Source organism: Streptomyces canus, from assembly GCF_030815415.1.
GTDB lineage: Bacteria > Actinomycetota > Actinomycetes > Streptomycetales > Streptomycetaceae > Streptomyces > Streptomyces canus_F.
On record NZ_JAUSWW010000001.1, the window covers coordinates 7,844,375 to 7,866,286 of the forward strand.

17 protein-coding genes, 3 rRNA genes and 1 pseudogene are annotated in these 21,912 nt (G+C 66.9%); 14 read left to right on the forward strand and 7 right to left on the reverse strand.

The features are described from left to right. Nucleotides 1-266: 266 nt before the first annotated feature. Both QF037_RS36280 and QF037_RS36285 read right to left on the reverse strand, forming a co-directional pair. Entirely contained in the window at nt 267-1,364 is a 1,098-nt protein-coding gene (locus QF037_RS36280; protein ID WP_307032601.1) for an S-adenosylmethionine:tRNA ribosyltransferase-isomerase, read from the reverse strand. Continuing rightward, a complete protein-coding gene (locus QF037_RS36285) occupies nt 1,361-2,056 on the reverse strand; it encodes an SDR family NAD(P)-dependent oxidoreductase (RefSeq protein ID WP_307032603.1) in 696 nt (231 codons plus the stop codon). The genes QF037_RS36280 and QF037_RS36285 overlap by 4 nt, the downstream gene beginning before the upstream one ends. Before the next feature lie 188 nt (nt 2,057-2,244). Here QF037_RS36285 and QF037_RS36290 point away from each other — a divergent pair, with 188 nt between their 5' ends. The 4 genes from QF037_RS36290 (at nt 2,245) to QF037_RS36305 (ending at nt 4,848) form a co-directional block, all read left to right on the forward strand. After that, entirely contained in the window at nt 2,245-3,390 is a 1,146-nt protein-coding gene (locus QF037_RS36290) for a GAF domain-containing sensor histidine kinase (RefSeq protein ID WP_307032605.1), read from the forward strand. Continuing rightward, nucleotides 3,383-4,024, forward strand: coding sequence for a response regulator (locus QF037_RS36295; protein ID WP_307032607.1), 642 nt, complete (start codon nt 3,383-3,385; stop codon nt 4,022-4,024). Before QF037_RS36290 ends, QF037_RS36295 begins: the two co-directional genes overlap by 8 nt. Before the next feature lie 157 nt (nt 4,025-4,181). Then, a complete protein-coding gene (chpE, locus tag QF037_RS36300) occupies nt 4,182-4,427 on the forward strand; it encodes a chaplin ChpE (RefSeq protein ID WP_307032609.1) in 246 nt (81 codons plus the stop codon). A gap of 193 nt (nt 4,428-4,620) precedes the next feature. Continuing rightward, nucleotides 4,621-4,848, forward strand: a complete 228-nt coding sequence (locus QF037_RS36305; protein ID WP_307032611.1) for a chaplin — start codon at nt 4,621-4,623, stop codon at nt 4,846-4,848. A gap of 125 nt (nt 4,849-4,973) precedes the next feature. On the opposite strand, the gene QF037_RS36310 is transcribed toward QF037_RS36305, so the two are convergent. Further along, entirely contained in the window at nt 4,974-5,762 is a 789-nt protein-coding gene (locus tag QF037_RS36310) for a hypothetical protein (protein WP_307032613.1), read from the reverse strand. A 137-nt stretch (nt 5,763-5,899) separates the two neighbouring features. Between QF037_RS36310 and QF037_RS36315 the strand changes: the two genes are divergently transcribed. From QF037_RS36315 to QF037_RS36325, 3 genes are all read left to right on the forward strand, one after another. Then, nucleotides 5,900-6,697, forward strand: a complete 798-nt coding sequence (locus QF037_RS36315) for an ABC transporter ATP-binding protein (RefSeq protein WP_307032614.1) — start codon at nt 5,900-5,902, stop codon at nt 6,695-6,697. 102 nt (nt 6,698-6,799) lie between these two features. Beyond that, nucleotides 6,800-7,234, forward strand: a complete 435-nt coding sequence (locus QF037_RS36320; RefSeq protein ID WP_307032616.1) for an NfeD family protein — start codon at nt 6,800-6,802, stop codon at nt 7,232-7,234. Between the two features lie 132 nt (nt 7,235-7,366). Next, complete coding sequence (locus QF037_RS36325; protein ID WP_046257770.1) at nt 7,367-8,314, forward strand: SPFH domain-containing protein; 948 nt, start codon at nt 7,367-7,369, stop codon at nt 8,312-8,314. Nucleotides 8,315-8,480: 166 nt separating this feature from the next. Here QF037_RS36325 and QF037_RS36330 read toward each other — a convergent pair whose 3' ends face one another. From QF037_RS36330 to QF037_RS36340, 3 genes are all read right to left on the reverse strand, one after another. Then, nucleotides 8,481-8,987 (reverse strand): HNH endonuclease, encoded by a 507-nt coding sequence (locus QF037_RS36330; RefSeq protein ID WP_171146632.1) that lies wholly within the window; start codon nt 8,985-8,987, stop codon nt 8,481-8,483. Between the two features lie 156 nt (nt 8,988-9,143). Beyond that, entirely contained in the window at nt 9,144-9,683 is a 540-nt protein-coding gene (locus QF037_RS36335) for a YbhB/YbcL family Raf kinase inhibitor-like protein (protein ID WP_307032620.1), read from the reverse strand. 43 nt (nt 9,684-9,726) lie between these two features. Beyond that, the gene (locus tag QF037_RS36340; RefSeq protein ID WP_307032621.1) at nt 9,727-10,509 is read right to left on the reverse strand and encodes a sporulation protein; all 783 of its coding nucleotides are present in this window, start codon (nt 10,507-10,509) and stop codon (nt 9,727-9,729) included. 157 nt (nt 10,510-10,666) lie between these two features. On the opposite strand from QF037_RS36340, the gene QF037_RS36345 reads away from it, so the two are divergent. The 6 genes and pseudogenes from QF037_RS36345 (at nt 10,667) to QF037_RS36370 (ending at nt 19,411) form a co-directional block, all read left to right on the forward strand. Next, complete coding sequence (locus QF037_RS36345; protein ID WP_307032624.1) at nt 10,667-11,308, forward strand: DNA-3-methyladenine glycosylase; 642 nt, start codon at nt 10,667-10,669, stop codon at nt 11,306-11,308. 529 nt (nt 11,309-11,837) lie between these two features. Beyond that, nucleotides 11,838-13,363: ribosomal RNA gene (locus QF037_RS36350) — 16S ribosomal RNA — on the forward strand. A 315-nt stretch (nt 13,364-13,678) separates the two neighbouring features. Further along, a 23S ribosomal RNA gene (locus QF037_RS36355) occupies nt 13,679-16,802 on the forward strand. Between the two features lie 104 nt (nt 16,803-16,906). Next, a 5S ribosomal RNA gene (gene rrf, locus QF037_RS36360) occupies nt 16,907-17,023 on the forward strand. Together the 16S, 23S and 5S rRNA genes form the textbook arrangement of a ribosomal RNA operon. Before the next feature lie 108 nt (nt 17,024-17,131). Then, a pseudogene (locus QF037_RS36365) lies at nt 17,132-18,367 on the forward strand (hypothetical protein); the annotation flags it as partial. Between the two features lie 210 nt (nt 18,368-18,577). Beyond that, nucleotides 18,578-19,411: a tetratricopeptide repeat protein gene (locus QF037_RS36370; protein ID WP_307037535.1), complete on the forward strand. Its 834-nt coding sequence runs from the start codon at nt 18,578-18,580 to the stop codon at nt 19,409-19,411. Nucleotides 19,412-19,476: 65 nt separating this feature from the next. Here the strand turns inward: QF037_RS36370 and QF037_RS36375 are convergent, their stop codons facing one another. Next, nucleotides 19,477-20,769 carry a DUF1015 domain-containing protein gene (locus QF037_RS36375; protein WP_307032626.1) on the reverse strand — a complete coding sequence of 431 codons (1,293 nt, stop codon included), beginning with the start codon at nt 20,767-20,769 and terminating at the stop codon, nt 19,477-19,479. 72 nt (nt 20,770-20,841) lie between these two features. On the opposite strand from QF037_RS36375, the gene QF037_RS36380 reads away from it, so the two are divergent. Further along, complete coding sequence (locus QF037_RS36380) at nt 20,842-21,870, forward strand: HAD hydrolase-like protein (RefSeq protein ID WP_307032627.1); 1,029 nt, start codon at nt 20,842-20,844, stop codon at nt 21,868-21,870. The last annotated feature ends 42 nt before the right edge of the window (nt 21,871-21,912 follow it).

A 21,912-nucleotide genomic window follows, 5' to 3' on the forward strand; every position in this document is an offset into this window, starting at 1 on the left:
GGGACACCGGTGCTTCCGGCACCCGGTACTTCCGGCACGAACGCCGCGGGCGGAACCCACGGCGCTGAGCGACGGCTGCCATTCTTAGCGGTCGCAAAAATGTGTGGCAAAGGTGTGACGTACGATCCCCGGTAGTGGATCGGGGAAGGGCAAAACGGGACAGACGGGAGCGTCTGCCCCGCTCACCGGGGGCCGGTTTATCTCCTATTCTCCTTCGTACGTGATGTGCGCCCTATGTGCGGGCTCACACCGGAGGCGTGGCGGTCTCACCGGCAGTTGCGCCAGCAAGGCTCTGTGTGAGGACCCTCCTCGGGGAGGAGGAGATGCACGTCCCCGAACTCGTGCCACAGGTACCGCCCGCGCAGCGCCTCCGTGTAGGCGCGGTCGATCGCCGCCCGCCCGGCCACCGCCTCCAGCATCAGCAGATGCGAGGCCTCCGGCTCGTGCAGCCCGGTCAGCAGCCCGTCCACCACACGCACCCCGCGCTCCGGGGTCACCACGAGGTCCGTCCACCCCGCACGCGCGCGTACCGCCCCGTCGGCGCCGGCCGCCGACTCCACCGCCCGGACTGCGGTCGTCCCGACGGCGATCACCCGGCCGTCCCCCGCCCTCACGGCATTGATCAGCCGCGCCGACGCCTCCGGCACCGCGAACCGCTCCGGATACGGCGCCTCGTGCACCTCCCCCGAAGCCACCCCGGTATGCAGCGACACCGGCGCGAACTGCACCCCCCGGCTCACCAGCTCCGCCACCAGCCGCGCCGTGAAGGGCCGAGCGGCACTCGGCATCTCCGCACTGCCGTTCCCGTCAGGGGAGGGCAGCGCGAACACCGTCTGATAGACGGAGAGGGGCTGGTCGCGCTCGGTGTAGGAGTAACGGATCGGCCGCCCGTACTCCCGCAGCAGCCCGACGATCCCGGCTCCGCCCCCGGCCCCCGGCACCCGCGCCCACCACAGCCGCCCGCTCACCGCGCTCAGCGGCTCCTCCAGCCGCAGCCGCACACCCCCGGGCAACCGCACCTCCGTACCCGCGGGGCCGCCCGCACGCGCACGCGTGGTGCCCCGCTCGTCGGGATCCCGCAGCTCGACCGCCCACCGTCCGTCGTCCCCGCGCGTGGAGAAGTGCACCACCACACGCGTGTGCCCGACCCGCCCGTCCACGGCCGCGGCGAGGGTCGGCGACGTGTTGACGACGAGCAGGTCCCCGGCCCGCAGCAGCCGCGGCAGCTCCGGGAAGGCGCGGTGCGACACCTCGGTACCGCGCGACACGAGCAGCCGTACGGCGTCCCGGTCCAGCCGCGGCCCACGCTGCTCGACCGGGATCCGGGCGGACAGCTCCTCCGGGACGTGCAATGCCGTCGTCATCGCTCCTCCACCAGCGCGGGCGCGGTGTACCGGCCGCTCACCGGCCGCTCGTCCAGCAGCCGCAGGAAGCCGGGGACCACGTCGGCCGGGTCGGGCCGCGGCTCGTCGTCGTCCGGTACGGCCGCCGCGTACAGCTCCGTGGCCATGTCCCCGGGATCGACCGCCCAGACCCGCAGCCCGGGCTCCTCCTCGCCCAGTACCGCCACGAGGTGGTCCAAGGCCGCCTTCGACGCCCCGTAGCCGCCCCAGGTCTCGTAGGCCTCGGCGGCCGCGTCCGAGCTGACCGCGATCACCGCCCCGGCCCCGGACGCCCGCAGCAGCGGCAGCGCCTCCTGGACCAGGCCCAGCGCGGCCACGACATTCACCTCCAGCGCCCGCCGCAGCCCCTCCAGGGGCAACGCGTCCAGCCGTACGAGCGGCTCGGCGCCCAGCGCGCTGGCATTGCTCACCACCAGATCGACCCCGCCGAACCGCCGAGCGGCCGCCACCAGCCCGGCCCGGTGCCCGGCGTCCGTGACGTCCCCCGGAAGTGCCGTCACGCGCGCGCCGTACTTCTCCAGCCCCTCGGCCACCTCCCGAAGGGCCTGCGCGCCTCTGGCATCGAGCACCAGATCCCAGCCGCGCGCGGCCAGCGCCTCGGCGAGCGCCCGCCCCAGCCCCTTCGAGGCCCCCGTGATGATCGCTACCGACATGACCACGTCCCCTCGCCGTTCTCGACGCCTTCCGATCGGCGTGATCCCACCGTAGGAACCGGACCGCCCCGGCCGCGTCGGACGCGGGTCGCGAGGCGGCGGGGCCCTTTGCCCTAGGCCCAGCGCCCTAGGCGGGCGCCGCCACAGGTCCGATACGGACTGTCACAGCCCGCCGGTACCGTGAGGGCATGAGTCAAGGACCCAGGTCCGGCCTCGCAGCGGTGAGCTCCGCGCTGCTGGCCATGAGCAGGCATCTCGAGGTGCGCGACGTCCTCAAGACGATCGTCGCCTCGGCCCGCGAGCTGCTCGACGCGCAGTACGCGGCGCTCGGCGTCCCGGACGACCACGGAGGCTTCGCCCAGTTCGTGGTCGACGGCGTCAGCGACCGGCAGTGGAAGGCCATCGGCCCGCTCCCGCGCCAGCACGGCATCCTCGCCGCGATGCTGCAGGAGGCGAAGGTCGAGCGCCTCGCCGACGTGCGCAAGGACCCCCGCTTCGAGGGCTGGCCCTCGGCCCACCCCGACATGTCCGACTTCCTGGGCCTGCCCATCCGCGACGGCGACGAGGTCATCGGCGCCCTCTTCCTGGCCAACAAGAACTGCCCGAAACCGGACGGCAGCTGCGGTTTCACCGCGGAGGACGAGGAACTGCTCTCCATCCTCGCCCAGCACGCCGCGATCGCCCTGACCAACGCCCGTCTGTACGAGCGCAGCCGCGAACTGACCATCGCCGAGGAACGCTCCCGCCTGGCGCACGAACTGCACGACGCGGTCGCCCAGAAACTCTTCTCCCTGCGCCTCACCGCCCAGGCCGCCGCCGCCCTCGTCGACCGCGACCCCTCACGCGCCAAGGGCGAGCTGCAACAGGTCGCCGCGCTCGCCGCCGAGGCCGCCGACGAACTGCGCGCCGCCGTCGTGGAGCTGCGCCCCGCGGCCCTCGACGAGGACGGCCTCATCGCCACCCTCCGCACCCAGGTCCACGTCCTCGACCGCGCCCACACCGCACACGTGACCTTCGACAGCTGCGGCGTCCGCGCGCTGCCCGCCTCCCAGGAGGAGGCCGTCCTGCGTGTCGCCCAGGAGGCCCTGCACAACGCCCTGCGGCACTCCGGAGCCGAACACGTCGACGTGACACTGGCCCGGCGCGACGGCGGAGTCGTGCTGCGGGTCACCGACGACGGCAGCGGCTTCGACCCGCAGCAGACCCGCCGCGCGGGCCGTCACCTCGGACTGGTCTCCATGCGGGACCGGGCCGGCGGGGTCGGCGGCGCGCTGACCGTGGAATCGGCGCCCGGCAAGGGCACCACGATCGAGATGGAGGTCCCTGGTGGCTGACGCAATCAAGGTGCTGCTGGTCGACGACCACCAGGTGGTCCGCCGCGGACTGCGTACCTTCCTCGAAGTGCAGGACGACATCGAGGTCGTCGGCGAGGCCGCCGACGGCGCCGAAGGAGTCGCCCGCGCCGAGGAACTCAAACCCGACGTCGTCCTCATGGACGTCAAGATGCCGGGCATGGACGGCGTCGACGCGCTGCGCAAGCTCCGCGAACTGAACAACCCCGCACGCGTGCTGATCGTCACCAGCTTCACCGAACAGCGCACGGTCGTCCCGGCGCTGCGCGCGGGCGCCGCGGGGTACGTCTACAAGGACGTCGACCCCGACGCCCTCGCCGGCGCCATCCGCTCCGTCCACGCCGGGCACATCCTGCTCCAGCCGGAGGTCGCGGGCGCCCTGCTCTCCCAGGAGGAGGCCAACAACGGCCAGGGAAGAGGCGGCTCGCTCACGGAACGCGAGCGTGAGGTCCTCGGTCTGATAGCGGACGGCCGCTCGAACCGCGAGATCGCCCGCGCCCTCGTTCTGTCCGAGAAGACCGTCAAAACCCATGTCTCGAACATCCTGATGAAACTCGACCTGGCGGACCGCACACAGGCCGCACTGTGGGCGGTACGTCATGGAGTGACCGGTTGATCCATGGGGCCCACGGCAACACGGAGGGTTCCGCTCCGGACTGAGATTCATACTGTCGTGGGAATGTCCCCCGGATGGCGCATCCTTCGTGGATCTCCACCGTTCTCCAGTGCGTGCTGCGGCGACTGCCGCGGCAATCGCTAGGAGGGGCTCAGAAGTGAAGAACCTGAAGAAGGTAGCGGCCGTGACGATGGTGGCCGGCGGGCTGGTCGCCGCCGGTGCCGGTATGGCCTCCGCCACCGACGGCTCGCACGCCGACGGCAAGGCCGTCGGCTCGCCCGGCGTCATCTCGGGCAACCTCGTCCAGGCCCCGGTGCACGTTCCGGTGAACGCGGTCGGCAACAGCGTGAACGTCATCGGTGTGCTGAACCCGGCGTTCGGCAACCTGGGCATCAACCGCTGACCTCCGCCACGGAGCGGCAGTGACCTCCGGCCTCCCAGGCACTCACTCCTGGGGGGCCGGTCAGTTTGTCGGCCCAATGACCCGAACGGGCACTCGCCCTCCACTTTCCGTACCGTTCCCCCCACGCTTCCGCGTTGATCAGCGCACGACCCGCGGCCGGGTCGGACACGCAAACGCAGGAGGAACTCTTCTCATGAGCATCGCCAAGAAGGCTGCCGTGGCCCTTACCGTCGCCGGTATCGCCACGGGTGCCGCCGCCGGTGCCGCTGTCGCCGACGCGGGTGCCGACGGCGCGGCCGTGAAGTCGCCGGGCGTCGCCTCGGGCAACCTGGTCCACGTCCCCGTCAACGTCGTCGGCAACGCGGTCGACGTCATCGGCCTGCTCAACCCCGCCTTCGGCAACCAGGGCGTGAACGACTGACGTCGGGTCCGACCGACGAGGACCCCGCGAATCAAGGGCGATTCGCGGGGTCCTTTGTCGTGTTCGCACCCCACGTCGCTCAGCGCAGTCCCGCGATCAGTCGTGCACCCACCCCGCCGTATCCGCTACCGCACGCCCCGCTCCCGCTCTTCCACATACGCGTTGTACGCAGCGACCTGTGCCCGCCGAGCCGTCCGCTCGACAGGCCGCAACGCCTCGGAGCGCGCCGCCATCTCGCCGGCGCTCACCGCACCGCCAGGCCCGTTCTCGTAAGCCACGGAGATCAACAACCCCACCCGCTGCGCAAGCTCCAGCACCCGCACCGCCCGTGGCGGATACCCCGGCGCCAGCACCTCTCGCCCCCGCTCGGACCGAGCCCGATACGCGTCGACCGCCGCCGCGGCCACCGGCCCCGACCCGGCCACGTCCAGCCGCGTCAGCACCTCCGTCGCCTCCCGCAAAGCCTCCGCGAGCTCCCGCTCGGCCTCACCCAGGGACGGCACATCCGCGGGCGGCGCCTCCCGCACCGGAAGTACGTGCCACATCACCTCGACATGCACATCGCCGGACGGCCCGGCCTCGTACACCTCCGGCACCAACCCGAGCGCGGCCCCGTGGCAGATCACCGCCTCCTCGGCCTCCAACGCCCGCGCGTTGAACTCCGGCGGCCCACTCGGCCCGAGCGGATGTCCGGGCGCCGGCAGCGCGATGCGCAACCCCGTCACGCCGAGCGTCCGCAACCGCCCGAGCGCGAGCGTGAGACCGACGGGCGCCGACTCACCCGGCAACCCCTCCACCCGGTGCACGGCGTCCTCACCCACCATCGCGAGCACGGCGTCGTCAGGCGACACAAGTCCGGCAAGAAGGCCATTTCCCCAAGCGGCAAGGCGTCCAGAGCGTGGTTCCGAGAGCATGCCCCCACCCTAAGGACCGGACCGATGGAATGGACCGGCCGACCGGTGGCGTAGATTTCGTCGAGGGCTGCGCTCAAACGCGCACGCGACAGCCGAGACGCCGAACCGGTCAGACTGCAAGGGGAGACAACGCGCTCATGAGCGATGTTCTGGAGCTTGAGGACGTATCCGTGGTCCGTGAGGGCCGGGCTCTGGTGGACCAGGTCTCCTGGTCGGTCAAGGAGGGCGAGCGCTGGGTCATCCTCGGCCCCAACGGCGCCGGCAAGACCACCCTCCTGAACGTCGCCTCCAGCTACCTCTACCCCACCAAGGGCACCGCGACGATCCTCGGCGAGACCCTCGGCAAGCCCGGCACCGACGTCTTCGAGCTCCGCCCGCGCATCGGCGTGGCCGGCATCGCCATGGCCGACAAGCTCCCCAAGCGCCAGACCGTCCTGGAGACCGTGCTGACGGCCGCCTACGGCATGACGGCCACCTGGCAGGAGGACTACGACGAGATCGACGAGCAGCGGGCCCGCGCCTTCCTCGACCGTCTCGGCATGAGCGACTACCTGGAGCGCAAGTTCGGCACGCTCTCCGAGGGCGAGCGCAAGCGCACCCTCATCGCCCGCGCCCTGATGACCGACCCCGAGCTGCTCCTCCTCGACGAGCCCGCCGCCGGCCTCGACCTCGGCGGCCGCGAGGACCTCGTACGCCGGCTCGGCCGCCTCGCCCGCGACCCGATCGCCCCCTCGATGCTGATGGTCACCCACCACGTCGAGGAGATCGCCCCCGGCTTCACCCACGTCCTCATGATCCGCCAGGGCCAGGTCCTCGCCGCGGGTCCGCTGGAGCTCGAGCTCACCTCCCGCAACCTCTCCCTCTGCTTCGGCCTCCCGCTCGTCGTCGAGCAGGTCGGCGAGCGCTGGACGGCACAGGGCCTGCCGCTGTCCTGAGCCCTTCTCACCTTCGCAGCAAGGGAGTTCACGGGTAAGAACCCCGTGCAGACCCGCACTGCGCCCTGTCCGCGGCGGGACCTGCGGAACTACCATGACCATGTGAACGACATCGACGCATGGGTGTGGTGGCTCATCGGCGCGGCAGGGCTGGGCATCCCGCTCGTGGTCACAGCCATGCCGGAGTTCGGAATGCTCGCCGTCGGCGCCGTCGCGGCCGCGATCATGGCCGGACTCGGCTTCGGCATGGTGGTCCAGGTACTCGCCTTCGTCGTCGTCTCGGTGGCCCTCATCGCCGTCGTACGACCCGTCGCGGCGAGACATCGCGCACAACGGCCCCAACTCGCCACAGGTATCGAGGCGTTGAAGGGAAAGCAGGCCGTAGTACTGGAGCGCGTCGACGGCACCGGCGGCGGCCGGATCAAGCTCGCCGGAGAGGTCTGGTCGGCCCGCGCTCTCGACACCGACCATGCCTACGAAGTAGGCCAGGAAGTGGACGTCGTGGATATCGAGGGGGCCACGGCGATCATCATGTGACCTCGCACGATGCAAGTGGCGCGAACACCCCACGAGGTACACGACGGTCTGTCAGACTCGACCATCAAGATCTTCAACAACCATAAGATCTTCCGAAAGCGCCGAGGCGGAGAGAGGTACGGGGAAGCGACGATGGAACCGGTCATCATCGTTTTGATCATTCTGGTGGTGTTGGTCTTCATCGCCTTGATCAAGACCATCCAAGTCATCCCACAGGCCAGCGCCGCGATCGTCGAGCGCTTTGGCCGCTACACGCGGACACTCAACGCGGGCCTCAACATCGTCGTCCCGTTCATCGACACCATCCGCAACCGCATCGACCTGCGTGAACAGGTCGTCCCGTTCCCGCCGCAGCCGGTGATCACCCAGGACAACCTGGTCGTCAACATCGACACGGTCATCTACTACCAGGTGACCGACGCGAGGGCCGCGACCTACGAAGTAGCCAGCTACATCCAGGCAATTGAGCAGCTCACGGTCACCACGCTCCGCAACATCATCGGCGGCATGGACCTCGAACGCACCCTGACCTCCCGCGAGGAGATCAACGCGGCCCTGCGCGGCGTCCTCGACGAGGCGACGGGCAAGTGGGGCATCCGGGTCAACCGCGTGGAGCTGAAGGCCATCGAGCCCCCGACCTCCATCCAGGACTCGATGGAGAAGCAGATGCGCGCCGACCGGGACAAGCGCGCCGCGATCCTCACGGCGGAGGGCACGCGCCAGGCGGCCATCCTCACCGCCGAGGGTGAGAAGCAGTCCCAGATCCTGCGCGCGGAAGGCGAGGCCAAGGCCGCGGCCCTGCGCGCGGAGGGCGAAGCCCAGGCCGTTCGCACGGTCTTCGAAGCCATCCACGCCGGCGACCCCGACCAGAAGCTCCTCTCCTACCAGTACCTCCAGATGCTCCCCAAGATCGCCGAAGGCGACGCCAACAAGCTCTGGATCGTCCCCAGCGAAATCGGCGACGCCCTCAAGGGCCTCTCCGGCGCCATGGGCAACTTCGGCAACCTGGGCGGCGGTTCAGGAGGCGGCGGCCAGGGCAACGGCGGATCGGAACGCCGGGAGAAGCCGTCGATCGACTGACGCGAAGTTTCGGGTACGACAATGGGGCTCGCCTTCATCATGAGGGCGAGCCCCAGGTCGTTCAGGGGCGCGGGGCTCTATCGATTTGCGGCTCCGCCGCGTGGGCGCGACAAGCCACGACGAACGCGCACCCGCATCCGAACCGATCCCGGCAGACGCTCAGGCGCTACGCGGCATCCCGAGCCAACCAGTCAGGCAGCGCCTGAAACTCCTCGGTCCCCAGCGAGAGCAGCATCGCGTCCGCAGGACTGGGCTCGAACGGCGCCCGCAGCAACGGCATACCCGCCTGCTCCGGAGTCCGGTCCGCCTTACGGTGATTGTCCTCCGCGCAGGAAGCCACCGTGTTCAGCCAGGAGTCCTGACCACCCTGCGCCCTCGGCACCACGTGGTCCACCGTCGTCGCCCTGCGCCCGCAGTACGCGCACCGGTGCCGGTCCCTGACCAGCACACCCCGCCTGGACCATGGCGCTTGTCTTCGGAACGGCACCCTCACGTACCTGCACAGCCTGATCACCCGGGGCGCCGGTATGTCGACCGCGGCTCCGCGCATACGCAGTTCGGGGTGGGACTGCTCGACGACGGCCTTGTCCTGAAGCACCAGAACGACGGCGCGGTTCAACGTCACCGTCGACAGCGGCTCGAAGCTCGCGTTCAGCACCAACGTGTCCCGCATGACCAGCCCACCTCCCGTGTGCACCCGCCCACCCCTCGGCGGACTGGGATCAACTCTGGCCGGGCACGCCGAGATGGACAACGAAATAAAAAGTGCCCGCCCCTGATCACTTCCAAGACCAGGGGCGGGCAAACGTTCCATGAACGGTGGGCTTGTTCAGCTCTGTTCGGGGATCTCGTACTCACCGATCAGCTGCGCACGCGCGATCGTGTGGAACCTCAGATTGAAGCCCACGTAGGCGGGAGAGGCGTCGGCATCCGGCCCGAGCTTCTCCTGATCGACCGCGTACACCGTGAAGACGTACCGGTGCGGTCCGTCCCCAGGAGGCGGCGCGGCCCCACCGAAGTCCTTGCTGCCGTAGTCGTTACGTGCCTGTACGGCACCCTCGGGCAGCCCTTCGAACTTGCCGCTGCCCGCGCCCACCGGCAGCTCGGTCACCGAGGCCGGAATGTCGAACAGCACCCAGTGCCAGAACCCGCTGCCCGTCGGCGCGTCGGGGTCGTAGCAGGTCACGGCGAAGCTCTTGGTCTCCGGCGGGAAGCCCTCCCACCGCAGCTGCGGCGAGGTGTTGCCCGCCGCGTACACCTGGGCTTCCTTGAGCGTCGCTCCTTCCTCGATGTCCTCGCTCGTCACCGTGAACGACGGGACGGGCGGGTGGAAGTCATGGGGGAGAGGCCGCCGCTTCAGCTCGGTCACCTCGGTACCTCCTGATCGATCTACGGAATCAGCAGTTCCGAGCCTAGAACCAGTTGCGCTTGCTGCCGACCTCGGACAGCCACTGGTTGAGGTAAGCCGCCCAGTCGGTGCTCTGGTGGTCGTGCAGACCCACCTGGAAGGAACGGAACGTGTCGCTGCCCTCGCTGAAGAGCCCCGGCTTCTTGTCCATCTCGAGCACGACGTCCATCGCGTTCTGATCGGCCACGAAGCTCAGCTCGACCTGGTTGATACCGCGGTACTGCTGCGGCGGGAAGAACTCGATCTCCTGGTAGAACGGCAGCTTCTGCCGCGTACCCCGGATGTGACCGCGCTCCATGTCCGCGTTCTTGAACCGGAAGCCCAGCTGGATGAAGGCGTCGAGGATCGCCTTCTGCGCGGGCAGCGGGTGCACGCTGATCGGGTCCAGGTCACCGGAGTCCACCGCACGCGCGATCTCCAGCTCCGTGGTCACACCGATGTGCATACCGCGCAGCGGCTGACCGTCGATCGTCGTGATCGGCGTCTCCCACGGGATCTCAAGCCCGAACTGCACCGCGTGCACGGCGTTCGCCTTCAGCTCGAAGGCACCGCCGAGCCGCTGCTTGGTGAACTCGATGTCCTGCTTGTACTCCTGGTCGCCGCTCTCGACCTCGACCTTGGCCTGCAGCCCGACCGACAGCCCCTCGATCTGCTGGTCCACGGACCCACCCTGGATCCGCACCTCGCCCTGGACGACACCACCCGGAACGACATTGCCCTCGGTCAGCACCGTCTCGACCGAAGCCCCGCCGGCTCCCAGGCTCGCGAGCAGCTTCTTGAACGCCATGACTCTCCCTCTTACGTCGTCCTGCTTCTTGTGCGTGGATCCTTGATCCATACAAACGCGATCCGGCCGTGGCCGGTTCCGCGTCCTCACCCTTGCAAGGCGAACGCCCCCCTGACCACCCCGTGGCAGCCACCCGTCTGCACTACCCTCGGACGGCATGATCGCGACCCCCGACCGTACGCCCCTGCCACGCGAGTTCTTCGACCGGCCCGTGCTGGAAGTCGCCCCCGACCTCCTGGGCCGCATCCTCGTACGCACCACGCCGGACGGTCCGATCGCCCTCCGCCTTACAGAGGTGGAGGCCTACGACGGTCAGAACGACCCCGGTTCCCATGCCTACCGCGGCCGCACGGCCCGCAATGACGTGATGTTCGGCCCGCCCGGTCATGTGTACGTCTACTTCACCTACGGCATGTGGCACTGCATGAACCTGGTGTGCGGTCCGGACGGCAGGGCGAGCGCGGTCCTGCTCCGCGCCGGCGAGATCGTCGAGGGCGCCGAGTTCGTCCGTAAACGTCGACTCTCGGCCCGAAATGACAAGGAACTGGCCAAAGGCCCCGCACGCCTGGCCACAGCACTGGACGTGGCTCGCCCCTTGGACGGCACGGACGTGTGCGCCGTGGGCGACACCCCGCTGAGGGTCCTTGCCGGTACCCCGATCGCCCCCGACCAGGTACTCAACGGTCCCCGCACCGGGGTGTCCGGCGACGGGGGCGTCCACCCCTGGCGCTTCTGGGTCGCCAACGACCCGACGGTGAGCCCTTATCGGGCCCATACGCCGAGGCGTCGCTCAAGTTGACGCGCCCTTGCGGGGTGCGTAATGTAGCCCGAGCCGCTTGAACCGGGTACTGCGTTCGTCAGCAGCCGGAGGCGGCCAAACCACTACCTACGACTTCCTCTCAGCGAGGGTCAATTCGGCGTGCCTGCATGCCTGAATTCGAACTCGCGGAACTCGATTATGAGTTGCCGAGCGGATGGGCTAACGTAGTGAATGTCGAAAGGCCGACAGGCGAAAGCCTAAATCCCTAGACAATCCCAACCGACAGGGAATCGGAGCCGGAAACGGTCTGATAGAGTCGGAAACGCAAGACCGAAGGGAAAAGCCCGGAGGAAAGCCCGAGAGGGTGAGTACAAAGGAAGCGTCCGTTCCTTGAGAACTCAACAGCGTGCCAAAAATCAACGCCAGATTAGTTGATACCCCGTCTCCGGCCATCATGGTCGTAGATGAGGTTCCTTTGAAGAAAAACACAGCGAGGACGCTGTGAACCATCGGCTTATTCCGCCGGTGGTTCCGCTCTCGTGTGTGTGCACCCGATTACGGGTAAACATTCACGGAGAGTTTGATCCTGGCTCAGGACGAACGCTGGCGGCGTGCTTAACACATGCAAGTCGAACGATGAACCACTTCGGTGGGGATTAGTGGCGAACGGGTGAGTAACACGTGGGCAATCTGCCCTTCACTCTGGGACAAGCCCTGGAAACGGGGTCTAATACCGGATACCACTACCGCAGGCATCTGTGGTGGTTGAAAGCTCCGGCGGTGAAGGATGAGCCCGCGGCCTATCAGCTTGTTGGTGAGGTAATGGCTCACCAAGGCGACGACGGGTAGCCGGCCTGAGAGGGCGACCGGCCACACTGGGACTGAGACACGGCCCAGACTCCTACGGGAGGCAGCAGTGGGGAATATTGCACAATGGGCGAAAGCCTGATGCAGCGACGCCGCGTGAGGGATGACGGCCTTCGGGTTGTAAACCTCTTTCAGCAGGGAAGAAGCGAAAGTGACGGTACCTGCAGAAGAAGCGCCGGCTAACTACGTGCCAGCAGCCGCGGTAATACGTAGGGCGCAAGCGTTGTCCGGAATTATTGGGCGTAAAGAGCTCGTAGGCGGCTTGTCACGTCGGGTGTGAAAGCCCGGGGCTTAACCCCGGGTCTGCATTCGATACGGGCTAGCTAGAGTGTGGTAGGGGAGATCGGAATTCCTGGTGTAGCGGTGAAATGCGCAGATATCAGGAGGAACACCGGTGGCGAAGGCGGATCTCTGGGCCATTACTGACGCTGAGGAGCGAAAGCGTGGGGAGCGAACAGGATTAGATACCCTGGTAGTCCACGCCGTAAACGGTGGGAACTAGGTGTTGGCGACATTCCACGTCGTCGGTGCCGCAGCTAACGCATTAAGTTCCCCGCCTGGGGAGTACGGCCGCAAGGCTAAAACTCAAAGGAATTGACGGGGGCCCGCACAAGCAGCGGAGCATGTGGCTTAATTCGACGCAACGCGAAGAACCTTACCAAGGCTTGACATACGCCGGAAAGCATCAGAGATGGTGCCCCCCTTGTGGTCGGTGTACAGGTGGTGCATGGCTGTCGTCAGCTCGTGTCGTGAGATGTTGGGTTAAGTCCCGCAACGAGCGCAACCCTTGTCCTGTGTTGCCAGCATGCCCTTCGGGGTGATGGGGACTCACAGGAGACCGCCGGGGTCAACTCGGAGGAAGGTGGGGACGACGTCAAGTCATCATGCCCCTTATGTCTTGGGCTGCACACGTGCTACAATGGCAGGTACAATGAGCTGCGAAACCGTGAGGTGGAGCGAATCTCAAAAAGCCTGTCTCAGTTCGGATTGGGGTCTGCAACTCGACCCCATGAAGTCGGAGTTGCTAGTAATCGCAGATCAGCATTGCTGCGGTGAATACGTTCCCGGGCCTTGTACACACCGCCCGTCACGTCACGAAAGTCGGTAACACCCGAAGCCGGTGGCCCAACCCCTTGTGGGAGGGAGCTGTCGAAGGTGGGACTGGCGATTGGGACGAAGTCGTAACAAGGTAGCCGTACCGGAAGGTGCGGCTGGATCACCTCCTTTCTAAGGAGCATCTAGGCCGCCAAGCTTGCTTGGTGGTCCAGGGCCATTACGCAGGCAAACGTTCTGCGGTGGTTGCTCAAGGGTGGAACGTTGATTATTCGGCACTCTCAGTCATCTCGGGCTGCCAGTACTGCTCTTCGGAGCGTGGAAAGCTGATCACGAGTGGCGAGGGTGCCGGGCACGCTGTTGGGTGTCTGAGGGTATGGCCGTATCGGCTGCCTTCAGTGCCGGCCCCAGTGCACTCGAACCGGATGGTTCGGGGTGATGGGTGGCTGGTCGTTGTTTGAGAACTGCACAGTGGACGCGAGCATCTGTGGCCAAGTTTTTAAGGGCGCACGGTGGATGCCTTGGCACCAGGAACCGATGAAGGACGTGGGAGGCCACGATAGTCCCCGGGGAGCCGTCAACCAGGCTTTGATCCGGGGGTTTCCGAATGGGGAAACCCGGCAGTCGTCATGGGCTGTCACCCATACCTGAACACATAGGGTATGTGGAGGGAACGCGGGGAAGTGAAACATCTCAGTACCCGCAGGAAGAGAAAACAACCGTGATTCCGGGAGTAGTGGCGAGCGAAACCGGATGAGGCCAAACCGTATGCGTGTGAGACCCGGCAGGGGTTGCGCATTCGGGGTTGTGGGATCTCTCTTTTACAGTCTGCCGGCTGTGAGACGAGTCAGAAACCGTATGGATAGGCGAAGGACATGCGAAAGGTCCGGCGTAGAGGGTAAGACCCCCGTAGCTGAAATCTGTACGGCTCGTTTGAGAGACACCCAAGTAGCACGGGGCCCGAGAAATCCCGTGTGAATCTGGCGGGACCACCCGCTAAGCCTAAATATTCCCTGGTGACCGATAGCGGATAGTACCGTGAGGGAATGGTGAAAAGTACCGCGGGAGCGGAGTGAAATAGTACCTGAAACCGTGTGCCTACAAGCCGTGGGAGCGTCGCGCATCAAGTTTACTTGGTGCGTCGTGACTGCGTGCCTTTTGAAGAATGAGCCTGCGAGTTTGCGGTGTGTTGCGAGGTTAACCCGTGTGGGGAAGCCGTAGCGAAAGCGAGTCCGAATAGGGCGATATAGTAGCGCGCTCAAGACCCGAAGCGGAGTGATCTAGCCATGGGCAGGTTGAAGCGGAGGTAAGACTTCGTGGAGGACCGAACCCACCAGGGTTGAAAACCTGGGGGATGACCTGTGGTTAGGGGTGAAAGGCCAATCAAACTCCGTGATAGCTGGTTCTCCCCGAAATGCATTTAGGTGCAGCGTCGTGTGTTTCTTGCCGGAGGTAGAGCACTGGATAGGCGATGGGCCCTACCGGGTTACTGACCTTAGCCAAACTCCGAATGCCGGTAAGTGAGAGCACGGCAGTGAGACTGTGGGGGATAAGCTCCATGGTCGAGAGGGAAACAGCCCAGAGCATCGACTAAGGCCCCTAAGCGTACGCTAAGTGGGAAAGGATGTGGAGTCGCACAGACAACCAGGAGGTTGGCTTAGAAGCAGCCACCCTTGAAAGAGTGCGTAATAGCTCACTGGTCTAGTGATTCCGCGCCGACAATGTAGCGGGGCTCAAGCGTACCGCCGAAGTCGTGTCATTTCAGCATGAGGGCCAACGCCCGCTGGGATGGGTAGGGGAGCGTCGTGTGCCGGGTGAAGCCGCGCCGGAAGGCAGTGGTGGACGGTTCACGAGTGAGAATGCAGGCATGAGTAGCGATACACACGTGAGAAACGTGTGCGCCGATTGACTAAGGGTTCCTGGGTCAAGCTGATCTGCCCAGGGTAAGTCGGGACCTAAGGCGAGGCCGACAGGCGTAGTCGATGGATAACCGGTTGATATTCCGGTACCCGCTGTGAAGCGTCAAACATCGAACCCATTAATGCTAAGGCCGTGAAGCCGTTCCGGACCCTTCGGGGAATGGAAAGTGGTGGAGCCGCCGAACCACGGTGGTAGTAGGTGAGTGATGGGGTGACGCAGGAAGGTAGTCCAGCCCGGGCGGTGGTTGTCCCGGGGTAAGGGTGTAGGCCGAGTGGTAGGTAAATCCGCCATTCATTAGGGCTGAGACCTGATGCCGAGCCGATTGTGGTGAAGTGGATGATCCTATGCTGTCGAGAAAAGCCTCTAGCGAGTTTCATGGCGGCCCGTACCCTAAACCGACTCAGGTGGTCAGGTAGAGAATACCGAGGCGTTCGGGTGAACTATGGTTAAGGAACTCGGCAAAATGCCCCCGTAACTTCGGGAGAAGGGGGGCCATCACTGGTGATCCGATTTACTCGGTGAGCTGGGGGTGGCCGCAGAGACCAGCGAGAAGCGACTGTTTACTAAAAACACAGGTCCGTGCGAAGCCGTAAGGCGATGTATACGGACTGACGCCTGCCCGGTGCTGGAACGTTAAGGGGACCGGTTAGTCCGACTTCGGTTGGGCGAAGCTGAGAACTTAAGCGCCAGTAAACGGCGGTGGTAACTATAACCATCCTAAGGTAGCGAAATTCCTTGTCGGGTAAGTTCCGACCTGCACGAATGGCGTAACGACTTCTCGACTGTCTCAACCATAGGCCCGGTGAAATTGCACTACGAGTAAAGATGCTCGTTTCGCGCAGCAGGACGGAAAGACCCCGGGACCTTTACTACAGTTTGATATTGGTGTTCGGTTCGGCTTGTGTAGGATAGCTGGGAGACTGTGAACTCTGGACGCCAGTTCAGGGGGAGTCGTCGTTGAAATACCAGTCTGGTCGTGCTGGATGTCTAACCTGGGTCCGTGATCCGGATCAGGGACAGTGTCTGATGGGTAGTTTAACTGGGGCGGTTGCCTCCTAAAGAGTAACGGAGGCGCCCAAAGGTTCCCTCAGCCTGGTTGGCAATCAGGTGTTGAGTGTAAGTGCACAAGGGAGCTTGACTGTGAGACCGACGGGTCGAGCAGGGACGAAAGTCGGGACTAGTGATCCGGCGGTGGCTTGTGGAAGCGCCGTCGCTCAACGGATAAAAGGTACCCCGGGGATAACAGGCTGATCTTCCCCAAGAGTCCATATCGACGGGATGGTTTGGCACCTCGATGTCGGCTCGTCGCATCCTGGGGCTGGAGTCGGTCCCAAGGGTTGGGCTGTTCGCCCATTAAAGCGGTACGCGAGCTGGGTTTAGAACGTCGTGAGACAGTTCGGTCCCTATCCGCTGCGCGCGCAGGAATATTGAGAAGGGCTGTCCCTAGTACGAGAGGACCGGGACGGACGAACCTCTGGTGTGCCAGTTGTTCTGCCAAGGGCATGGCTGGTTGGCTACGTTCGGGAGGGATAACCGCTGAAAGCATCTAAGCGGGAAGCCTGCTTCGAGATGAGTATTCCCACCCCCTTTGAGGGGTTAAGGCTCCCAGTAGACGACTGGGTTGATAGGCCGGATCTGGAAGCACGGTAACGTGCGGAGGTGACCGGTACTAATAGGCCGAGGGCTTGTCCTCAGTTGCTCGCGTCCACTGTGTTAGTTCTGAGGCAACGACTGTTGCCGGCTTAGAGCAGAACGCATAACAGAAAAGTGTGCTTGTTCGCTCGAAACCATTAGGGTTTCGGTGGCCATAGCGTGAGGGAAACGCCCGGTTACATTCCGAACCCGGAAGCTAAGCCTTACAGCGCCGATGGTACTGCAGGGGGGACCCTGTGGGAGAGTAGGACGCCGCCGAACAATCTTTGGAAGGACCCCTGGTCCCAGCGTTCAGCTGGGACCAGGGGTCCTTTTGTTTTTACAATGTTTGCAGTACCAAGATTTGCAGTACCGAGACAGGAGTCACCCATGTCCACCAACTCTCCCGACGACCGACCGGAGCGCGACCAGCGGCGACGGGACAGTGGTGACCGCAACGATCGCGGTGACCGTGGCGGATACCGCGGCGGTGACCGCGGTAACGACCGAGGCGGCGACCGTGGGCCCCGTCCGGCATTCCGCCGGGACGACAACCGTGGCGGCGACAACCGTGGCGGTGGCTACCCCCGACGCGACGACCGTGGCGACCGCGGTGGTTTCCGCCGTGATGACAACCGCAGTAGCGACAACCGCAGTAGCGACAACCGCGGTGGTGGCGGCTACGTCCGACGCGACGATCGGCGTGATGACCGCCGTGACGGCGACCGCGGACCCCGTCCGGCGTTCCGCCGGGACGACCGTCCCAGTGGGCCGCGTCGGGACGACCGTGACCGCGGCTTCCGCCGGGATGACGATCGCGGACCGCGTCCCGCCGTCCGCCGTGACGACCGGGACCGTGGAGAGCGCCGTGAGGGCGATCGCGGGCCTCGTCCGGCCTTCCGCCGCGATGACAACCGCGGTGGCGACAGCCGTGGCGGTGGCTACCCCCGACGCGACGATCGGCGTGACGACCGCCGTGGCGACGACCGCGGGCCCCGTCCGGCGTTCCGTCGTGACGACAACCGTGGCGGCGACAACCGCGGTGGCGGCTTCGAACGGCGCGATGACCGACGTGACAGCGACCGGGGCGGCTTCCGCCGGGATGACCGTGATCGCGACCGTGGCGGATTCCGGAGCGACGACCGCGACCGTGGCTTCCGTCGCGACGACCGGGGCGACCGCGGTGGTGACCGTGGCGGCTTCCGTCGCGATGACAACCGTGGCGGCGACAACCGTGGTGGCGGCTTCGAGCGTCGCGACGATCGTCGTGATGACCGCCGTGGTGATGACCGTGGGCCGCGTCCGGCGTTCCGTCGTGACGACAACCGTGGTGATGACCGTGGGCCGCGTCCGGCGTTCCGTCGCGATGACAACCGTGGCGGCGACAACCGTGGTGGCGGCTTCGAGCGTCGCGACGATCGTCGTGATGACCGCCGTGGTGATGACCGTGGCTCCCGTCCGGCGTTCCGTCGTGACGACAACCGTGGTGATGACCGTGGGCCGCGTCCGGCGTTCCGTCGCGACGACAACCGTGGTGATGACCGTGGGCCCCGTCCGGCGTTCCGTCGTGACGACAGCCGGGGAGGCGACAACCGCGGTGAGCGCGGTGGCTTCCGTGGCCGGGACGACCGGGGCGACCGCGGACCGCGTCGGGACGACCGTGGGGGCCGTCCTGGAGGGGCCCGTGGGGATGACCGTGGTGGCCGTCCCGGAGGGTTCCGTGGGCGCGACGACCGGCGTGACGACAGCCGTGGGGGATACGAGCGTCGTGATGACCGGCGCGGTGGCGGCGGTTTCCGTGATGAGCGGGACCGGGACCGGGAGCCGATCAAGCGGCTGCCGATCCCCGAGGACGTCACGGGCGACGAGATCGACAAGGACGTCAGGCAGGAGCTGCAGAGCCTGCCGAAGACGCTCGCGGAGGACGTCGCCAAGAACCTGGTGATGGTCGCCCGGCTCATCGACGAGGACCCCGAGGGCGCGTACGCCTACTCCAAGATCGCTCTGCGCCTGGCGTCGCGTGTCGCCGCCGTACGGGAGGCGGCCGGATTCGCGGCGTACGCGAACCAGAAGTACTCCGAGGCGCTCGCCGAGTTCCGGGCCGCGCGGCGGATGAGCGGCGGTGTGGAGCTGTGGCCCCTCATGGCCGACTGCGAGCGTGGTCTCGGACGGCCGGAGAAGGCGCTGGACATGGCCGGGGCGCCCGACGTGAACAAGCTGGACAAGGCCGGCCAGGTCGAGATGCGGCTCGTCGCGGCAGGTGCCCGGCGTGACCTGGGGCAGCTGGACGCGGCCATCGTGACGCTGCAGAGCCCGGAGCTGGCCTCCAACTCCGTACAGCCGTGGACGGCGCGTCTGCGCTACGCGTACGCCGACGCCCTGCTCGCCGCCGGCCGGGAGGACGAGGCACGGGAGTGGTTCGCCAAGGCCGTGGAGTCCGACAAGGACGGCAGCACGGACGCCTCGGACCGGCTCGCCGAGATGGACGGTGTCGATTTCGTCGACGCGCTCGGTGAGGAGGGCGACGCCGAGGCCGAGGGCGTTTCCGCGAAGGTGGAAGCGGAGGCGGAAGCGGACGTCGCCGAAGCGGACGTCGCCGAAGCGGACGACGTGGAAGCGGACGATGTGGAAGCGGATGATGTGGAAGCGGATGAGGACGGCAAGGACTGACGTCCGTAAGTGACAAAGGCGGGATCCCCTCAACGGGATCCCGCCCTTTGTCGTTTGACGGCGGCTCAGAGTTCCAGCGCGCGCAGCACCAGGCCCGACGCCGGCTTGGGGCCGAACGACGTCGACTTGCGGGGCATCGTGACGCCCTGGCGGGCCAGGTCGCGGACGACCTCCTCGCGGACCGGGTGCATGAGGACGGCCGTACCGCCGTCGCGCTCCGCCTTGCGGACCGTGGCGGCGGTGTCGTGGATGTAGGCGATGCGGGTGGGGTCGTCCTCGGGGACGTGCCAGACGTGGTCGAGGAGCGTGGCGTGCAGGACCGTCGCGTCCAGGGTGCGCCAGGCCGCGGGGCGGTCCGTGGGGACCGTACGGGCGAGGAGATCCTGGTCCGGGCGGTCGATGAGGTGGAAGGCGCCGTCTCCGGCGAGCAGGAAGGCGTTGCCCGCGCAGGCCGCGTCGGCGAGGGTGTCCAGGGCCTCGGCCAAGGGGACGTCGAGACGGCGTACGCGGAACAGACCCTCGAGCGGGGCCAGGGCGTCCGCTACCGGCAGGCCGTGCAGAAGGCGGTGGATGGCGCGGACGCGCAGGGGGTAGCGGGCGGTGTCGACCAGGAGGACGAGGCCGTAGTCCCAGGGGCTGGGGGAGGGGTGCTCCGCGCGTAGACGGAGGGATGTCGCCCAGCGGTGATGACCGTCGGCGATGAGTGCCTGGTGACCGGCCAGGTCGTTCTGGATCGTGGCCACGTCGGCGGGGTCGGTGATCGCCCAGAGGCGGTGGCGGTAGCCGTCCTCGGTGGTGGTGGCCAGGAGCGGCTCCTGCTCCGCCGTGAGTTCGACGACGGCTGTCGTGTCGGCCGGGGAGCCGTTGCCGCGGTACGTCAGGAGCAGGGGCTCCAGGTTCGCGGAGGTGGCGCGCATGAGGGCGGCGCGGTCGGCGACCACGTGCGGCATGACGTCCTCGTGCGGCAGGACCACGCCCTCGGACGGATCCGACAGCCGCAGGGTGCCGATGACGCCGCGTTGGAGCATGCCGTCGGTCGCGCGCTGCTCGTAGACGTACAGGCAAGGGTCGGGGTCGGCTGTCAGGACGCCCTCCGCGAGCCAGCGGCGCAGGGTGTCGGCCGCCTGTTCGTTGCGGGCGGTGGAGGTGATCGCCTGGGGCAGGATCAGCCGGACGATGTTGTACGGGTCCGCGGACTGGAGGTGGACGACGCCGTCGGGGCGTACGACGACGTCGTACGGCGGGGACGTCACGGCCGCGAGGCTGCCGACCCGGTCGGGGTCGTAACGAAGACCTCGGAACGGGGTGAGTTCCAGGCCCCGGCGCGCCATTGCTTCCGAGTGACCTGCGGTGTTCATCCCGGCATCGTACGTGTGTCAGTGGCGTGAGGGATGATCGGGGGAAAGCCGTCGAGCGAGGAGCGATGTGGAATGAGCCAGAGCGTCAGGACGAGGCCCGAGGGCAGTGGCCAGGCCCTGAGCGAGGCGTACGACACCGCGCTGCTCGACCTCGACGGGGTGGTGTACGCGGGCGGGAACGCCATCGTGCACGCCGTCGAGTCGCTGGCCACGGCTCGGGCCGGCGGCATGCATCTCGCGTACGTCACCAACAACGCGCTGCGGACGCCGGACACCGTCGCCGAGCATCTGACCGAGCTGGGCATACCGACGGAAGCCGGTGATGTCATCACCTCGGCTCAGGCCGTCGCGCGGCTCATCAGTGAGCAGGTGCCCGCAGGGGCGCGGGTGCTGGTGATCGGCGGGGAGGGGTTGCGGGTCGCGCTGCGGGAGCGGGGGCTGGAGCCTGTCGAGTCGGCCGATGACGATCCGGCCGCGGTGGTACAGGGGTTCGGCGGCCCGGATCTGCCGTGGGGGCGGTTCGCCGAGGCTTCGTACGCCGTCGCGCGCGGGGTGCCGTGGTTCGCGTCCAACACCGATCTGACGATTCCCAGCGGACGCGGGATCGCGCCGGGCAACGGGGCGGCGGTGGAGGTCGTGCGCATCGCGACCGGTGCCGAGCCGCAGGTCGCGGGCAAGCCGTTGCCTCCCATGCACCGGGAGACGATCCTGCGGACCGGGGCCGAGCGGCCGCTGGTGGTCGGGGACCGGCTGGACACGGACATCGAGGGCGCGTTCAACGGGGAGGTCGACTCGCTGCTCGTTCTGACCGGGGTGACCGACGGGGCGCAGCTGCTGGCCGCGCCGCCGCAGCACCGGCCGACGTATGTCGACGCCGATCTGCGCGGCATGCTCACGGGACAGCCCGAAGTCACCGAGGCGGGTGGGGGGTTCCGGTGCGGCGGTTGGACGGCTACGGCCGGTGCCGAGCTGCTGGAACTGGCTGGTGAGGGGGAGGCCCTGGACGGGCTGCGGGCGCTGTGTGCGGCGGCGTGGTCGGCGGCCGGTGCGGGAACGTGCGAGCTGGACGGAGGGAAGGCGCTCGCGCGGTTGGGTCTGTGAGGGGTGCGCCTGGCGCCCATCCGGTGAACCCGTGCAGCGGGA

Excerpts from the sequence above, each read along its gene's own strand:
- QF037_RS36330 (WP_171146632.1), bottom strand. The coding sequence starts at position 8,987 with ATGCGGGACACGTTGGTGCTGAACGCGAGCTTCGAGCCGCTGTCGACG.
- QF037_RS36315 (WP_307032614.1), top strand. The coding sequence starts at position 5,900 with ATGAGCGATGTTCTGGAGCTTGAGGACGTATCCGTGGTCCGTGAGGGC.
- QF037_RS36340 (WP_307032621.1), bottom strand. The coding sequence starts at position 10,509 with ATGGCGTTCAAGAAGCTGCTCGCGAGCCTGGGAGCCGGCGGGGCTTCG.
- QF037_RS36285 (WP_307032603.1), bottom strand. The coding sequence starts at position 2,056 with ATGTCGGTAGCGATCATCACGGGGGCCTCGAAGGGGCTGGGGCGGGCG.
- QF037_RS36290 (WP_307032605.1), top strand. The coding sequence starts at position 2,245 with ATGAGTCAAGGACCCAGGTCCGGCCTCGCAGCGGTGAGCTCCGCGCTG.
- QF037_RS36305 (WP_307032611.1), top strand. The coding sequence starts at position 4,621 with ATGAGCATCGCCAAGAAGGCTGCCGTGGCCCTTACCGTCGCCGGTATC.
- QF037_RS36380 (WP_307032627.1), top strand. The coding sequence starts at position 20,842 with ATGAGCCAGAGCGTCAGGACGAGGCCCGAGGGCAGTGGCCAGGCCCTG.
- QF037_RS36280 (WP_307032601.1), bottom strand. The coding sequence starts at position 1,364 with ATGACGACGGCATTGCACGTCCCGGAGGAGCTGTCCGCCCGGATCCCG.
- QF037_RS36375 (WP_307032626.1), bottom strand. The coding sequence starts at position 20,769 with ATGAACACCGCAGGTCACTCGGAAGCAATGGCGCGCCGGGGCCTGGAA.
- QF037_RS36345 (WP_307032624.1), top strand. The coding sequence starts at position 10,667 with ATGATCGCGACCCCCGACCGTACGCCCCTGCCACGCGAGTTCTTCGAC.
- QF037_RS36325 (WP_046257770.1), top strand. The coding sequence starts at position 7,367 with ATGGAACCGGTCATCATCGTTTTGATCATTCTGGTGGTGTTGGTCTTC.
- QF037_RS36310 (WP_307032613.1), bottom strand. The coding sequence starts at position 5,762 with ATGCTCTCGGAACCACGCTCTGGACGCCTTGCCGCTTGGGGAAATGGC.